This window comes from Saccharopolyspora sp. NPDC002686 (assembly GCF_040295745.1).
In the GTDB taxonomy this organism is placed as follows: domain Bacteria; phylum Actinomycetota; class Actinomycetes; order Mycobacteriales; family Pseudonocardiaceae; genus Saccharopolyspora; species Saccharopolyspora oryzae.
Genome location: NZ_JBEOVY010000197.1, coordinates 1 through 14,176, shown reverse-complemented (window position 1 = coordinate 14,176; position 14,176 = coordinate 1). Strand labels below are relative to the sequence as shown.

Below are 14,176 nucleotides of genomic sequence, written 5' to 3'. Positions count from 1 at the left end.
CTTCGGGTTGTTATAGCGACCCAAAGTACTCACGGGACCTGACCAGGGGTGGCGGAGCTTCAGGTCAGGCTTTCCACCACTGCTGGGTGGCCTGGGCGGTCGGCTTTGACGACGTAGTCCGCGAGGTGTTCCGGGGCGACTTCGCCGGTGTAGCGGTGGAAGGCAGGGAGGGTCCAGCGGTCCGGTTCCGGGGTTCGGCGGTGGAGGGCCGCTTCCGGGAGCCAGAGGTGGACGGTGAAGTCGAAGGGCAGGCCCGCGCCGAGCAGGAGCGGTCCGTCCACAATGGCCACTGCTCGGTCCGGGAGCTGGACGCGGGGCAGGCGCGGGGAGCGGTCCGCCTCGGCGTCCCAGAGCGCGGGGAGGACTCGGCCGTTCCCGCTGTCGGACAACGGATCCAGCACTTCCCGGGTCAGGCCGCGCAGGTCGTACCAGCTCTCGTAGTACGAGTCCGGGTCGTGGTGGCCGTGCTCCAGGCGCAGCGACGCCGGGCGGAGGTAGTCCGCCATGCGCACCCGGGCCACTTCGCGGCCCCGGGTGCGCAGCGGCTCGACCAGGGCGTCGGCGAGGTCGCCGGTGCCGGCGGCCGGGGCGCCGTCCACCGCGATCCGCGCCCAGCGGCGGGGGAGCGCGTCGATGCGGTCGACCACTTCCGCCGCCAGCAGCTCGGGCGTCACGGGTCGAACTCGCACGTGCACTCCTCCTGTCCAGCCGCTGACGCTATCAACTACGCAGCTGCGGCCAGGAATTCCCGCAGGTGCGCCAGGACCTGCTCGGGGCGCTCCTCGGGCAGGAAGTGCCCGCAGTCGGCGATCTCGGCGCAGGTCGGGTTCTCCGCGTAGTCGCGCCAGATCTCGCGCATCGGCAGCTTCGCGGGCAGGCCCGCCGATCCCCACAGAGCCAGCACCGGCATGGTCAGCTTGCGGCCCGCGTCGGCGTTGTCGTGCTCGTCGTCGAGCGGGGCGGCGCGGTAGTCGTCGAACCCGGCGCGCAGCGCTCCCGGTGCGGAGAACGCGCGCACGTACTCGTCGATCGCCGCGGGCTCCAGACCGTGCCGGTTCACCGTCCAGCGCTCGAAGAAGTAGCCGAGGTAGCCCGCGATGTCGTTGCCGGCCAGGCGTTCCGGCAGGTCGGGCTGCAGGTGGAAGAACCAGTGCCAGTACGCCGTCGCGGCTTCGGCGTTCACCCGCCGCCACATCTCGCGGGTCGGCACGATGTCCAGCACCGCCAACCGGTCGACCTGGTCCGGCCGGTCCAGACCCCAGCGGTGCGCCACCCGCGCGCCGCGGTCGTGGCCGACGACGCTGACCGACTCGAAGCCCAGCGCCGACACCAGCTCGGCCATGTCGGTGGCCATCGTGCGCTTGTCGTAGCCGTCGCGCGGCTTGTCGGTAAGGCCGTATCCGCGCAGGTCGGGTGCGATCACGGTGTGCGTGCGGGCCAGCTCCGGGATCACCTTGCGCCAGCAGTGGCTGGTCTGCGGCCAGCCGTGCAGCAGCACCAGGCCCGGCCCGCTGCCCGCGCTCGTGTAGTGCACGCGCAGGCCGTTGACCAGGGCAACTCCGTCGGAGGGCATCGATCGACTCCATTTCTAACTGCCTAAGGGGGTTAGAATTAGGATGCTAGATCGACGACGGCGGAAGGGGCAAGGGTGAGCGACTGGATCTGGGACGGCGGGCGGCTCTGCCTCGACCTGGTCAACACGCTGCGCGACCGCTACCGCGAAGGCCGGGAACTGCTGGTGGCACCGGACCTGCTGGCCGAATGGCTGCGCGAAGTCGGCCTCGGCACGTCCGCTCCGACGGACGAGCACGTGTCGACCGCGCGGGAGCTCCGCGAGGCGATCGACCGCGCCGTGCACGCCCGCGCCCAGGGTTCGCCCATCGCGGCACCCGATGTGGAGCTGATCAACGAGGTCGCCCGAGGTGAGAACCCCGCGATCCAGCTGCGCGTGAGCTCGGACGGATCAGTGGCGGCATTCCGCCCCGCCCCGCAGGATCCGGTGAGCGCGGCGCTGGCGGCGGTGGCCGTCGACGCGATCGAACTGCTCGCGGCGGAGCCGTTCCCCCGAGTCGCGGTCTGCGCGTACCACCGCTGCGGACTCCGCTTCCTGGACACCTCCCCGGCGCGAAACCGCCAGTGGTGCTCGATGGCGCGCTGCGGAAACCGGGCGAAAGCCCGCCAGCACTACGCCCGCCGAACCGGCTCCTGAGCCTCCTGGCTCCCGCGATCCGCAAATTCCATTGAAATCGGACGTCTGATTTCCATTGAATTTGCGTTCCTGGGGCAGGGGTCAGAGGAGGGCTGGTTGGAGGATGGAGAGGCGTTGGGCGTCGGTGTCCAGTTCGGCTGCGACTCCGAGCGGGATGGTGCGCTGCGCGACGCAGTGGCCGAAGCCGAGCTCCCACAGGATGGGCACGCCCAGGCCGCCCAGCAGGTCCGACATCACCGCGCGGACCTCCTCCAGCGGGCCGCACTCCGTCCACGAGCCGAGTGCGATGCCCGCGGCGTGGTCGAACCAGCCCGCGCGCAGCAGCTGGGTGACGAACCTGTCCAGCTGGTAGGGCTTCTCGGTGATGTCCTCCAGCATCGCGATGCCGCGTTCCGGCGGGGTCGGCGCGTCCGGGGCGCCGAGCGAACCCGCGACGATGCTGAGGTTGCCGCCGTACGTCGTGCCGCGGGCGCGTCCGCGCACCAGGGCGTCCGCGGTGGAGCGGGTCAGGATGGTGACCGACTCGGGCTGGAACAGGGTGCGGCGCAAGTGCTCCCGCGCCGCGGGGTCCTCGGCGAACGCCTGCGTGGCGACCATCGGCCCGAACACCGTGACCAGGCCGAGCTGGGTGGCGACGGCGTCGTGCAGCGCGGTGATGTCGCTGGAGCCGGTGAACACCTTCGGTCCGGCCGCGGTCATCGCCGTCCAGTCCAGGTGGTCCAGGACCCGCATGCTGCCGTAGCCGCCGCGCGCGCAGAACACCGCGGTCACGTCCGGATCGCACCACGCGTCCTGCAGGTCGGCGGCCCGGTCGGCGTCGTTGCCCGCCAGGTGCGGCAGTCGCGGGTGGCGGTCTAGGACGTGCTTGCCGACGCGCGGCTCCAAGCCCCAGGCGCGCAGGTGGGCGAGCCCGCTTTCGAGCAGCTCCTCGGGCACCGGGCCAGCTGGGGCGACGACCGCCACCGCATCACCGGCGCGCAACCTCGGCGGGCGACGTAGTTCGCGCATGCTCATCGGCCTGCTCCATCCCGCGATCTTGACAACCGGCGGTGAGAGTATCGGTACCGGGCGCGGCGCGCTGCAGTTCGCCAACGGCGAACACGGGTGAAACAGGTGGTCGGCGGGCGGGTTCTGCGGGTAGACCGGCACCTGGTGCGGCGGTGTCGAACAAAACGGGGGCCACTCGCGCACCGCGTGCGCTCGGTGGCCTAGTGTCGGAGGGGTCATGGCTCGTGTCATCCACGTCTTCCGTCAACCCGACCGATTCGTCGCCGGAACGGTCGGGGAACCCGGTGAGCGCACCTTCTACCTGCAGGCGTCCGAGGACGTCCGCACGGTGAGCGTGCAGCTCGAGAAGCAGCAGGTGTCGGTGCTCGCCGAACGCATCGGCGCGCTGCTGGAGGAAGTGCAGCGGCGCTTCCACGCCGACCTGCCCAACCAGACCCCCGACGAGCTCGTCGACACCGAACCCCTGGCGGTGCCGGTCGACGAGGAGTTCCGGGTCGGGACCATGGGGCTGGGCTGGGACGCCGAGACCGAGGCGGTGGTGGTCGAACTGCTGGCCGTCACCGAGGAGGAGCTCGACGAGTCGGTGGTCCTCGACGACACCGAGGAAGGACCCGACGCGTTGCGGGTCTTCCTCAGCCCCGCGCACGCGCGGGCGTTCGCCGAGCGCGCCGAGCGCGTCATCAACGCCGGTCGCAAACCCTGCCCGCTGTGCTCCGAACCGCTGGACCCCAGCGGCCACATCTGCCCGCGCCAGAACGGTTACCGCCGCTCGGAAGAGGTCTGAGGCGCGTGCGCGCCGGTGATCCAGCGGTTCGCGAACTGCTCCTGCACGGCGAGTTGGACGTCCAGGGGCGGTTGGTCGAGGCGTCGAACGCGACGTTGTTCTGCGGGATCGCGAGCGACGGGCTGAGCGCCGAGTGCGTCTACAAGCCGGTGCGCGGGGAACGTCCGCTGTGGGACTTCCCGGACGGCACGCTGGCCGGGCGCGAGGTCGGCTCCTACCTGCTGTCCGAGGCGATCGGCTGGGACCTGATCCCGCCGACGGTGCTGCGCGACGGCCCGTTCGGGCCGGGCATGGTGCAGCTGTGGGTGGACGTCGAGCAGGACTCCGAGCTGGTCGACATCGTCGCCCCGGACGAGGTGCCGGAAGGCTGGCTGCCGGTGCTGCGCGCCCAGGACCACCACGGTGATCCGGTGGTGCTGGCGCACGCCGACCACGAGCAGCTGCGGCGCCTCGCGGTGCTCGACGTGGTGATCAACAACGCCGACCGCAAGGGCGGGCACATCCTGCACGCCCCGGACGGCCGGGTGCAGGGCGTGGACCACGGCGTCAGCCTGAACACCGACGACAAGCTGCGCACCGTGCTGTGGGGCTGGATCGGCGAGCCGCTGCCGGAGGACGCCGTCGACCGGCTCGGCGAGCTGCGCGCCCTGCTGGAGGGCGACCTGGCCGCCCAGCTGGCCGAGCACATCACGCCGAAGGAAGTCCAGGCGATCAGCACCCGAATCGAACGCCTGCTGGAGTCCGGGACCTTCCCAGCCCCTTCCGACGAGTGGCCGGCGATCCCCTGGCCCGCGTTCTGATCCTCGCAGTTTCAATTGAAACTGCGATCCGCCGTGCCTGGGATCCGCAGTTTCAATTGAAACTGTGCTCTTCGGCGCGCTGCGGGGTCCGGTGGGGGCAGGGCAATCTGGGGTGGTGCGAACCGAGTACCAGCCGCTGAAGATCCAGTCCTCCTACGCCGACCGCCTGCACTCACCGCTGCCCAGCTTCCGGGACGTGATGCGGTTGATGTGGACCGGCGGGTTCCGGGGGAGGGTGGAGGACGCCGACCGGATCCCGGTGCTGCGCAGCGGACTGGCGCCGATCGCCACCCAGGACACCGCGCTGAGCTGGGTCGGGCACGCCACGTACGTGCTGCGGATGGGCGGGGTCACGGTGCTCACCGACCCGGTGTGGTCGTTGCGAATCCCCGGCGTGCCGCGGCGGCTGACCCCGCCGGGCGTGGCCTTCAGTGAGCTGCCGCCGATCGATGCGGTGGTGATCAGCCACAACCACTACGACCACCTGGACGCCCCGACGATCCAGCGGCTGCCGCGCTCGACGCCGGTGCTGGTGCCCGCCGGGCTGGGACGCTGGTTCCGGCGGCGCGGGTTCACCGAGGTCGTCGAGCTGGACTGGTGGCAGTCGGCGGAGGTGGCCGGGCTGACCTTCGACTTCGCCCCGGCCCGGCACTGGAGCCGCCGAGGCCCCCGCGACACCTGCCGGAGCCTGTGGGGCAGCTGGGTGATCACCGGGCCGGACCACCGCGTCTACTTCGCCGGCGACACCGGCTACGGGCCGCACTTCGCCGAGATCGCGCAGCGCTACCCGGGCATCGACGTGGCGATGGTGCCGATCGGCGCGTACGACCCGCGCTGGTTCATGAAGCCGGTGCACATGGATCCGGAGGAGGCGGTCCAGGCGGTGGCGGACCTGGGCGCGACCTGCGCGGCGACGATGCACTGGGGAACGTTCGTCCTGACCCGCGAACCGGTCGTGGAGCCGCTGAACCGGATCCGCAAGGCCTGGCGCGAAGCGGGCCGGGACCCGCAGCAGCTCTGGGACCTCGCCATCGGCGAATCCCGCGTCCTCCGCCCCTGACCTGCGACGCCGCAGGTCTCAGCGGGGTTCCGCCACCTGGCCGCGGCTCGTCGAGTGCCTGCGGAAGGGCCATTGGTGGACCGGGCGCTGCAGGAGGTCGTCCGGCGGGTCGGGGAGGCGGGGCGGGGCGCCGGTGAAGTGCGCGATGAGCACGATCCGGTCCTGGCCGCCGAGGTAGACGACGGCATCGAGGCAGGTCGGGTCGGCTAGGACCGCGGGCAGGAGCGCCTGTTCGGTGTGGGCGAGCAGGTCGGCCTGTCGGCCCGGCTGGGCGCGGGCTTCCCACATGAGGGTGTCGGGTGGCTGGGTCATGTCGGCTCCCCGAGGAGGGTGGTGCCCGGCGGTTCGAGTTCGACGGGCAAGAGGTGCGGTGGTCAGGCTTGCGCCCGAAGCGGGGGGATGGTGGGGACTTCGGGGGCGTTGCGGATGTCGTCCACCGTCAGCTTGAAGCTCTCCGGGTAGGCGTCCCGACGGGTGCGGCGGGCGGGCTCGCTGGTGCGCCAGCAGTACAGGCACTGCTCGCACTGGTAGACCTCCCAGCACCCGGCGACCGGGGAGGTGTGGAGCAGGTCGAGGGCGGTGTGGCCGCAGCGCGGGCACTCGGTGGGCGCGGCGTTCTCGGTGGTCATGGCGATGGGTTCTCCTCTCGGATGCGGGGCGGGGGCGGTCACTTCTTGGCGAGCTGCTGCAGCTTGGTGATCCACTCACCCATCTCGGGCAGGTCGCGGACCTGGTTGCCGTAGTTGCCGCGCTGGTCCGGTGCTGCGGGCGTGGTCGCGTCGATGATGAGCTTGTCCGTCACACCCGGGGTGTTGGCCTGCGGCGCGAGCTCCAGGACGGGCATGTTGGGGACGGTGATCAGGTCCCCGCTGGGGTTCATCTTGGTGGACAGCGCCCACATCACCTGCGGAAGGTTGAACGGGTCGACGTCCTCGTCGACGACGATCACGGTGGCGGCTAGCCGAGGCCGTGCGGGGTGGTCAGCACGCGCAGGCCGACGGCCTTGGCGAAGCCGCCGTAGCGCTTCTTGGTGGAGACGATGACGACCAGGCCGTGCGTGTACGTGGCGTTGACCGCCTGGACCTCGGGGAAGGCCCGCTTGAGCTGCTCGTACAGCGGGGCGCAGGTGTTGGCGGCCATCAGGTAGTCGATCTCGGTCCACGGCATGCCGAGGTAGAGGTGCTCGAAGACCGGGTTGGACCGGTAGGAGATCTTGTCGATCCGGATGACGGTCATGTTGCGGCCGCCGGAGTAGTGGCCGGTGAACTCGCCGAAGGGCCCTTCGATCTCGCGCTTGCGGCCTTCGATCACGCCCTCGACGACGACCTCGGAGCCCCACGGTACGGGCAGCCCGGTCAGCGGCGCCTCGGCGATCGGCGCGGGGGCACCGCGCAGCGCGCCGGCCAGCTCGTACTCGTTCTGGTCGTACTCCATGGGGGTGGAGGCGACGATGGAGATCACCGGGTCGTTGCCGAGGGTGATGGCGATGGGCAGGTCCTCGCCCCTCTCCTCGGCCTTGTGCAGGTGCTGGGCGATGTCGTGCATGGGCACCGGCTGCAGCGCCAGCTTGCGCTTGCCCTTGACCTCGATGCGGTAGACGCCGACGTTCTGCTTGCCCGAGTTCTCCGGGTCATCGGGATCCTTGGAGACCACCGCGGCCTTGTCCAGGTAGAAGCCGCCGTCGCCGTCGTTGAGCCGGATCAGCGGCAGGACGTCGAAGATGTTGATGTCCTCGCCCTCGACGGAGTTCTCCGCCCACGGCGGGTTGTCGCGCCACTCGGGCTCGACCGGGAACTTCGCCCAGCGGCGGATGAACTCGTCCACCTGGTCCTTCGTGGAGGAGTTCTTGTCCATGCCCAGGGCCAGCGCGTGGTTGGCCCACGAGCCGTGCACGTTCATCGCGATGCGGGCATCGGTGAAGCCGTGGACGTTGTCGAAGTACAGCGCCGGGGCGGCGTCCCCGAGGCGCGGGGCGGCGTTGGCTGCTGCGGCGATGTCCGGCTCGGGCATCACCTCGTCGCCGATGTGGAGCAGCTGTCCCTCGTCTTCGAGGGTCCGCAGGAAGCTGCGCAAGTCGTCGTAGGCCATGGGAACTCCTTGGATCTGCTGCGGGGGTGGCGTCGACCGGGGATCAGACCGAGGCCAGCACGTGGGCGGGCCGCTGCTCGCGGGCGGCTCGCATGCCGGCCCAGCGGCGGGCCGAGGGCGCGGGCAGGTCGAACTGGTCCAGGACGCGGGCGGTGATGTGCTCGATGATGTCGTCGACGGACTCGGGGTGGTTGTAGAAGGCGGGCATCGGCGGCACCATCTGCGCTCCCATGCGGGTGAGCGCGAGCATGTTCTCCAGGTGGATCTCGCTCAGCGGTGTCTCGCGGGGCAGCAGGACCAGCTTGCGGCGCTCTTTGAGCACCACGTCCGCGGCCCGTGCGACCAGCCCGTCGGCGTAGCCGGCCCGGATCCCGGCGAGCGTCTTCATCGAGCACGGGGCGATGATCATGCCGTCGGTGCGGAAGGACCCGGAGGCGATGGCGGCGCCTTGGTCGTCGGGGCTGTGCGCGACGTCGGCGAGCTCGCCGACCTCGCCGACGGACATGCCGCATTCCAGCTCCAGCGTGGTGCGCGCCCACCGGGAGAGCACCAGGTGGGTCTCGACGTCCGGCAGTTCGCGCAGTGCTTGGAGCAGGCGGACGCCGAAGACCGCTCCCGTCGCCCCTGTCATGCCCACGATCAACCTCATGGTGCGCCTCTCCTCCGTTCGTGGTCCTGGTGGCGATCGACGTGAGCTTTTTCGGTCAGCGACGCGGCGCCCGCGGTCTGGTGGCGCAACGGGGGTGGGACACTCTGATCGGCTCCGTCGCATTCCACGTTAGGTGCGGATCAACCAGATCCCGCCGCAAGCTCTGGACAGACCATGGACCGAATTGGACAGGATCGCATCACCGACGTCCCGTTCCGGCCCTCGCCGGGAGGACCGCCGGGCGTCGAGGTGTGGGACTTCGACCGGCTCGTCGAACGCGCCACCGGTCACGGGCTGGACCTGCACCGGCCGCTGCGCGCCGAGTTCCACCACCTGATCACCGTCCGCTCCGGAACCCTGCGGACCTGGTTGGACGGCCCCGAACACGAGCTGCGGCCAGGCGAGTGGCTGTGGATCCGCCCCGGCCAGGTGTACCGCTTCCCCCACGGCACCGGCGGCGCCGAAGGGGTGGTCCTGCTGTTCACCCCCGGCTTCCTCGACGCGGCCACCCTCAGCACCGCCCACCTCGACCCGCCCTACCCGGACCGGCCGCTCGTCCCCGACCAGCCCGAGGACGCAGCCGCACTCCGGGCGACCCTCGACCTGCTCCAGGACGCCTACCGGCGCATCGGTGCACTGCCCCTCGACGCCCACATCACCCTCGTGCGGCACCTGCTGGCGGCCCTGGTCGTGCGCTTGGGGCACCTCCACGGCCGCGAGCACCTCCGCCCGGGTACCCACGGCAACGACACGTTCCACCGGTTCCACCAGGCCGTGGAACGCGACTTCGCCGCCGCACGCCAGGTCGCGGACTACGCCGCCGCTCTCGGCTACAGCCCCCGAACCCTCACCCGCGCCTGCCTGGAGGTCACCGGGCGCACCGCCAAGCAGTACCTCGACGACCGCGTCGCCCTGGAGGCCAAGCGACTCCTGGTGCACACTGCCCTCGCCCCCGCTCAGGTCGCCGACCAGCTCGGATTCACCTCCGCGACGGTCTTCACCAAGTTCTTCCGCCGCTGCACCGGTGAGACCCCCACGGCCTTCCGCAGCCGCGCGCGCACCGGGAAGTGATCGGCCGCGGCTTCACGGCTGCTCCGCCCGGTCGTGGTGGGCGGGGGACTCGGTGCCCGAGTAGGCGTAGTAGGCCGACTGCTGCTGGGGCAGGCCGACGAAGCCGAGCAGGCGGACGGTGAACTCCTCGTAGAAGTCGTCCACCGTGCGCGGGATGTTGTAGAAGGTCGGGATCATCGGGTAGACGATGGCGCCCGCTTCCGTCACCTGGGTGAGGTTGCGCAGGTGGATGAGGTTGAAGGGGGTCTCGCGCACGCACAGCACCAGCGGGCGCCGCTCCTTCAGCGTCACGTCGGCGGCCCGCTCGATCAGCGTGTTCGCCGTGCCGTTCGCGATCCGGGCGGCCACCCCCAGCGCGCACGGCACCAGCAGCATCCCCCAGGACGGGTAGCTCCCGGACGTCGGCCCGCCGGCCAGGTCGTCCGGGTCCCAGGCGATCACCTTGTCCCCGGTCGGCCGCCCGCCCAGCACGAGATCGGCCGCCGGCCCGTCCGGATCCCGGCCGGTCTCGTGCGCGATCAGCTGGCGCCCGGCCTGCGAGACCAGCAGATCGATCCGCCCGACCCGCTCGTCCCGGACCAGGGCCTCCAGCACGAACCGGGCCATCCGGGTACCGCCCGCGCCGGTGACCGCCAACGTGATGCACCGCTGCTCCGCCATCCGCCCATCCCCTCGGCTCCCAGCGGTCGGCCAGGACACCTGCGGCGACCGCACCGAAGGGGATCGGAACAAGCACCCCGGGTGATCGCAAGAAGACGACTCCGAACGGGTCGGACCAGGTGCCGACGCGGTCCGACCCCCGGCGTGCTGCAGCAGGTCGTGGGCGAGTTCCGCAAATTCAATGGAAATCGGATGTCCAATTTCCATTGAATTTGCGTCCTGTCCGGTCTGCGACCGCGAAACCTCGTTGAAATCGCTCAGTCGACGAGGGCTTGGTAGACGAGTTGGTGGAGTTGGGGGCGGATCGGGTGGGTGCTGGAGGGCATCAGCTGGGTGAGGAAGAGGACCGTCAGGTCTTCCGCCGGGTCCACCCAGAACGCCGTGCTGGCCAGGCCGCCCCAGGCGAACTCGCCCGCTGAGCTGGGCACCTTGCTCGCCACCGGGTCGTCCACCACCGAGAAGCCCAAGCCGAAGCCCTTGCCCGCGTGGGCCGACTCGGAGAACGAGTCCAGCGCCATCGTCTCCAGGTCCGCTCCGCCGGGCAGGTGGTTGCGGGTCATGTAGTCCACGGTGCGACTGCCCAGCAGGCGGGCGCCGTCCAGTTCGCCCTTGCGCAGCAGCATCTGGCTGAACCGGTGGTAGTCGCGCGCCGAGGAGAACAGCCCGCCACCTCCGGACAGGGCCTTGGGCAGTTCGAAGGCCGCCGCGCGGACCTCGTCGTGGTGCGGGTGGCGGCGGGCCCGGCCCTGCGGGTCGGCCACGTACAGGGTCGCCAGCCGGTCGGCGTCGGCGCGGTCCACCGCGAACCCGGTGTCGGTCATGCCCAGCGGTTCGAAGATGCGGGTGCGGAAGAACTCGTCGAGGGTCTGCCCGGAGACGACCTCGACGATCCGGCCGAGCACGTCGGTGGCCACCGAGTAGTTCCAGGCCGTGCCGGGGTCGAACAGCAGCGGCAGCGACGCCCACTCGTCGCAGCAGCCGGCCAGGTCCAGGCCGTCGGCCATGCCGTGCTCGAACCCGGCGCGCCGGTAGAGCTCGTCGACCGGGTGCAGGTGGTTGAAGGCGTAGGTGAGCCCGGAGGTGTGGGTCAGCAGGTGCCAGATCCGCATCTCCTCGCCGGCCGGGCGGGTCTGCGGCGCGCGGGCGGTGCCGCCGGTGTAGACCCGCAGGTCGGCGAAGGACGGGATGAAGTCGCTGACCGGATCGGTGAGCTGGAAAGCGCCTTCCTCGAGCAGCATCATGATCGCCGTCGAGGTGATCGGCTTGGTCATCGAGTAGATCCGGAACAGGGTGTCCGGCCGCACCGGGGCGCTGGTCTCGACGTCGCGCATCCCGTGCGTGCCCAGGTGCGCGATCTTGCCGTGCCGCGCGACCAGGACCAGCCAGCCGGGCAGCTCGCCGTTGTCGACGTAGCGCGCGAAGTGCCGGTCTATGCGCTGCAGCCGGGTCGCGTCGAAGCCGACTTCGCCGGGGTCAACCTCGATCTCCACGCTCACTGGGGCCTCCTCGCGACATCGTTCATCGGGCTCACGCCGTGTTTCTACACGGTGCGAGCGGTCTCGAGGAGCGTCCGGCATGTGAAAAGTTCTCGCTCTCGCGGCGTGCACCGGCCTCGCCGGGTAGCGTCGGACGGGTGACGAACCCGACCCCACCCCCTGGTTTGCCCCGCACGGCGGGGGAGTTGCGGGCCAGCGGCCACGCTCCGCGCAGCGTGAAGGCCGAGGTGCGCGCGAACCTGCTGGCCTCGCTGCGCTCCGGCCGCGCGCTGTGGCCCGGCATCGTCGGCTTCGACCAGACCGTGCTTCCGCAGCTGGAACGAGCCCTGATCGCCGGGCACGACGTGGTGCTGCTCGGCGAGCGCGGGCAGGGCAAGACGCGACTGCTGCGCAGCCTCACCGAACTGCTGGACGAGTGGACGCCGGTCATCGAAGGGTCGGAGCTGGGCGAGCACCCGCTGCAGCCGATCACCCCGGTCTCCCGGCGGCGGGCCGCCGAGCTCGGCGACGAGCTGCCGGTGGTCTGGCGGCACCGCAGCGAGCGCTACGCGGAGAAGCTGGCCACCCCGGACACCTCGGTCGGCGACCTGGTCGGCGACGTCGACCCGGTCAAGGTCGCCGAGGGCCGGTCGCTGGGCGATCCGGAGACCATCCACTTCGGACTCGTGCCCCGCGCGCACCGCGGCATCGTGACCGTCAACGAGCTGCCGGACCTGGCCGAGCGCATCCAGGTCGCGCTGCTGAACGTGATGGAGGAGCGCGACATCCAGATCCGCGGCTACAGCCTGCGGCTGCCGCTGGACGTGCTGCTGGTCGCCACCGCCAACCCGGAGGACTACACCAACCGGGGCCGGATCATCACCCCGCTCAAGGACCGCTTCGGCGCGGAGATCCGCACCCACTACCCGCTGGACGTCGACGACGAGGTGGCGCTGGTGCGCCAGGAGGCGGACCTGCCCGCCGAGGTCGGCGACCACCTGCTGGAGGTGCTGGCCCGGTTCGTCGGCCACCTGCGCGAATCCACCGCGGTGGACCAGCGTTCCGGGGTGTCGGCCCGGTTCGCCATCGCCGCTGCCGAGACCGTCTCCGCCGCCGCGCTGCACCGCGCCGCGATCACCGGCGAGCACCCGGCGGTGGCGCGCCCGGTCGATCTGGAGGCGGTGCCCGCGGTGCTGCGCGGGAAGATCGAGTTCGAGGCCGGCGAGGAGGGCCGCGAGGACGAGCTGCTCGGCTACCTGCTGCGCCGTTCGGTCGCCGACACCGCGCGCGGCCTGTTCGCCGGCCTGGACCTGCAGTCGCTGGCCCTGGCCGTGGCCGACGGCCACCCGGTGGCCACCGGCGAGCGCGTGTCCGGGCACGACGTGCTGACCGCGCTGCCGGAGCTGCCGGTGCTGCACCAGGTCGCCGAACGGCTCGAGGTGCGGGCCGGTGATCCGCCCGGGCGCATCGCCAGCGCGGTGGAGCTGGCGCTGGAATCGCTGTTCCTGGCCAAGAAGCTCGGCAAGGACGCCGAGGACGACCGGTCGGTGTACAGCTGATGTCCCGGCGGTTCCGGTACAACGCCTGGCACGGCGGGGCCGATCCCCTGGAACCGCCGGTGGACCTGCGCGCCGCGCTGGACCAGATCGGCCGCGACGTCATGGAAGGCGCCTCGCCGCGCTCCGCGCTCGAGGAGCTGCTGCGCACCGGCACCCGCGACGCCTCGGGGCTCGACGATCTGACCCGGCGGCTGTGGCAGCGGCGCAGCGAGCTGCAGCGACGCCACCGCCTCGACGGCACGATGTCCGAGGTGCGGCGGCTGCTGGACCGGGCGCTGGAGCAGGAGCGGCTCGCGCTGGCGGCCGACACCGGCGAGGACGCGCGGTTCCGCGAGCTCCAGCTCGACGCGCTGCCGCCGGACGTGGCCGGTCAGGTCGCGGAGCTGGCCAACTACGACTGGCGTTCCCCGGACGCGCGCGAGACCTTCGAGGAGATCCAGCAGATGCTGGGCACGGAGTTCCTCGAGCAGCGCTTCCAGGGCGTCAAGCAGGCGATGGAGCAGGTCACGCCCGAGGACGTCGAGCGCGTGCGGGAGATGCTCGACGACCTGTCGTCGCTGCTGGCCGCGCACGCCCGCGGCGATGACGACGTGCCGCAGAAGTTCGACGAGTTCATGGCGCGGCACGGCGAGTTCTTCCCGGAGAACCCGCGCAACGTCGACGAGCTGATCGACGCGCTCGCCGCGCGGTCGGCCGCAGCCCAGCGCCTGCTGAACTCGATGAACGCGCAGCAGCGCGACGAGCTGATGGCGTTGTCCCAGCAGGCCTTCGGCGATCCGCGCATCGCCCAGGCGCTGCAGCGGCTGGACCAGC

General features: G+C 71.1%; 16 protein-coding genes and 1 pseudogene. 7 read left to right on the top strand and 10 right to left on the bottom strand.

Annotation, left to right across the window (positions count from 1 at the left end; all coding sequences use genetic code 11):
* Nucleotides 1-59 precede the first annotated feature (59 nt).
* Together ABTZ89_RS23950 and ABTZ89_RS23945 are read right to left on the bottom strand one after the other, a co-directional pair.
* Nucleotides 60-689, bottom strand: a complete 630-nt coding sequence (locus tag ABTZ89_RS23950; RefSeq protein ID WP_351048424.1) for a nucleoside/nucleotide kinase family protein — start codon at nt 687-689, stop codon at nt 60-62.
* Nucleotides 690-724: 35 nt separating this feature from the next.
* A complete protein-coding gene (locus ABTZ89_RS23945) occupies nt 725-1,573 on the bottom strand; it encodes an alpha/beta fold hydrolase (protein ID WP_270950642.1) in 849 nt (282 codons plus the stop codon).
* Between the two features lie 75 nt (nt 1,574-1,648).
* Here ABTZ89_RS23945 and ABTZ89_RS23940 point away from each other — a divergent pair, with 75 nt between their 5' ends.
* Entirely contained in the window at nt 1,649-2,209 is a 561-nt protein-coding gene (locus ABTZ89_RS23940; RefSeq protein WP_270950643.1) for a CGNR zinc finger domain-containing protein, read from the top strand.
* Between the two features lie 81 nt (nt 2,210-2,290).
* Here ABTZ89_RS23940 and ABTZ89_RS23935 read toward each other — a convergent pair whose 3' ends face one another.
* Nucleotides 2,291-3,223 carry a S66 peptidase family protein gene (locus ABTZ89_RS23935; protein ID WP_351048419.1) on the bottom strand — a complete coding sequence of 311 codons (933 nt, stop codon included), beginning with the start codon at nt 3,221-3,223 and terminating at the stop codon, nt 2,291-2,293.
* Between the two features lie 211 nt (nt 3,224-3,434).
* Here ABTZ89_RS23935 and ABTZ89_RS23930 point away from each other — a divergent pair, with 211 nt between their 5' ends.
* From ABTZ89_RS23930 to ABTZ89_RS23920, 3 genes are all read left to right on the top strand, one after another.
* Complete coding sequence (locus ABTZ89_RS23930; RefSeq protein WP_270950645.1) at nt 3,435-4,001, top strand: DUF3090 domain-containing protein; 567 nt, start codon at nt 3,435-3,437, stop codon at nt 3,999-4,001.
* Between the two features lie 5 nt (nt 4,002-4,006).
* Nucleotides 4,007-4,801 carry an SCO1664 family protein gene (locus ABTZ89_RS23925; protein ID WP_270950646.1) on the top strand — a complete coding sequence of 265 codons (795 nt, stop codon included), beginning with the start codon at nt 4,007-4,009 and terminating at the stop codon, nt 4,799-4,801.
* Nucleotides 4,802-4,916: 115 nt separating this feature from the next.
* Nucleotides 4,917-5,861: an MBL fold metallo-hydrolase gene (locus ABTZ89_RS23920; RefSeq protein ID WP_351048415.1), complete on the top strand. Its 945-nt coding sequence runs from the start codon at nt 4,917-4,919 to the stop codon at nt 5,859-5,861.
* An 18-nt stretch (nt 5,862-5,879) separates the two neighbouring features.
* Here ABTZ89_RS23920 and ABTZ89_RS23915 read toward each other — a convergent pair whose 3' ends face one another.
* From ABTZ89_RS23915 to ABTZ89_RS23895, 5 genes are all read right to left on the bottom strand, one after another.
* Nucleotides 5,880-6,173, bottom strand: coding sequence for a hypothetical protein (locus ABTZ89_RS23915; protein ID WP_351048412.1), 294 nt, complete (start codon nt 6,171-6,173; stop codon nt 5,880-5,882).
* A 62-nt stretch (nt 6,174-6,235) separates the two neighbouring features.
* Nucleotides 6,236-6,490, bottom strand: a complete 255-nt coding sequence (locus ABTZ89_RS23910; RefSeq protein ID WP_270950649.1) for a non-oxidative hydroxyarylic acid decarboxylases subunit D — start codon at nt 6,488-6,490, stop codon at nt 6,236-6,238.
* 38 nt (nt 6,491-6,528) lie between these two features.
* Nucleotides 6,529-6,810, bottom strand: coding sequence for a hypothetical protein (locus ABTZ89_RS23905; RefSeq protein WP_351048409.1), 282 nt, complete (start codon nt 6,808-6,810; stop codon nt 6,529-6,531).
* An 8-nt stretch (nt 6,811-6,818) separates the two neighbouring features.
* Nucleotides 6,819-7,949 carry a UbiD family decarboxylase gene (locus tag ABTZ89_RS23900; protein ID WP_351048406.1) on the bottom strand — a complete coding sequence of 377 codons (1,131 nt, stop codon included), beginning with the start codon at nt 7,947-7,949 and terminating at the stop codon, nt 6,819-6,821.
* A 43-nt stretch (nt 7,950-7,992) separates the two neighbouring features.
* Nucleotides 7,993-8,721: a non-oxidative hydroxyarylic acid decarboxylases subunit B gene (locus ABTZ89_RS23895; RefSeq protein WP_502949592.1), complete on the bottom strand. Its 729-nt coding sequence runs from the start codon at nt 8,719-8,721 to the stop codon at nt 7,993-7,995.
* A 51-nt stretch (nt 8,722-8,772) separates the two neighbouring features.
* On the opposite strand from ABTZ89_RS23895, the gene ABTZ89_RS23890 reads away from it, so the two are divergent.
* A complete protein-coding gene (locus tag ABTZ89_RS23890; protein ID WP_270950652.1) occupies nt 8,773-9,669 on the top strand; it encodes a helix-turn-helix transcriptional regulator in 897 nt (298 codons plus the stop codon).
* A gap of 12 nt (nt 9,670-9,681) precedes the next feature.
* Here the strand turns inward: ABTZ89_RS23890 and ABTZ89_RS23885 are convergent, their stop codons facing one another.
* On the bottom strand, nt 9,682-10,329 hold the full coding sequence (locus tag ABTZ89_RS23885; RefSeq protein ID WP_351048399.1) for a UbiX family flavin prenyltransferase: 648 nt from the start codon (nt 10,327-10,329) through the stop codon (nt 9,682-9,684).
* 257 nt (nt 10,330-10,586) lie between these two features.
* Nucleotides 10,587-11,825: a serine hydrolase domain-containing protein gene (locus tag ABTZ89_RS23880; RefSeq protein ID WP_351048396.1), complete on the bottom strand. Its 1,239-nt coding sequence runs from the start codon at nt 11,823-11,825 to the stop codon at nt 10,587-10,589.
* Between the two features lie 137 nt (nt 11,826-11,962).
* On the opposite strand from ABTZ89_RS23880, the gene ABTZ89_RS23875 reads away from it, so the two are divergent.
* Both ABTZ89_RS23875 and ABTZ89_RS23870 read left to right on the top strand, forming a co-directional pair.
* Nucleotides 11,963-13,363 (top strand): ATP-binding protein, encoded by a 1,401-nt coding sequence (locus tag ABTZ89_RS23875; RefSeq protein ID WP_270950655.1) that lies wholly within the window; start codon nt 11,963-11,965, stop codon nt 13,361-13,363.
* Nucleotides 13,363-14,176, top strand: a pseudogene (locus tag ABTZ89_RS23870) (hypothetical protein); the annotation flags it as partial. The gene ABTZ89_RS23875 and the pseudogene ABTZ89_RS23870, both read left to right, overlap by 1 nt.

Bases quoted from the DNA above. Each gene is read 5' to 3' on its own strand.
- ABTZ89_RS23895 (WP_502949592.1), bottom strand. From the start codon at position 8,721: ATGCGACGGAGCCGATCAGAGTGTCCCACCCCCGTTGCGCCACCAGAC.
- ABTZ89_RS23900 (WP_351048406.1), bottom strand. From the start codon at position 7,949: ATGGCCTACGACGACTTGCGCAGCTTCCTGCGGACCCTCGAAGACGAG.
- ABTZ89_RS23885 (WP_351048399.1), bottom strand. From the start codon at position 10,329: ATGGCGGAGCAGCGGTGCATCACGTTGGCGGTCACCGGCGCGGGCGGT.
- ABTZ89_RS23890 (WP_270950652.1), top strand. From the start codon at position 8,773: ATGGACCGAATTGGACAGGATCGCATCACCGACGTCCCGTTCCGGCCC.
- ABTZ89_RS23910 (WP_270950649.1), bottom strand. From the start codon at position 6,490: ATGACCACCGAGAACGCCGCGCCCACCGAGTGCCCGCGCTGCGGCCAC.
- ABTZ89_RS23945 (WP_270950642.1), bottom strand. From the start codon at position 1,573: ATGCCCTCCGACGGAGTTGCCCTGGTCAACGGCCTGCGCGTGCACTAC.
- ABTZ89_RS23930 (WP_270950645.1), top strand. From the start codon at position 3,435: ATGGCTCGTGTCATCCACGTCTTCCGTCAACCCGACCGATTCGTCGCC.
- ABTZ89_RS23935 (WP_351048419.1), bottom strand. From the start codon at position 3,223: ATGAGCATGCGCGAACTACGTCGCCCGCCGAGGTTGCGCGCCGGTGAT.
- ABTZ89_RS23915 (WP_351048412.1), bottom strand. From the start codon at position 6,173: ATGACCCAGCCACCCGACACCCTCATGTGGGAAGCCCGCGCCCAGCCG.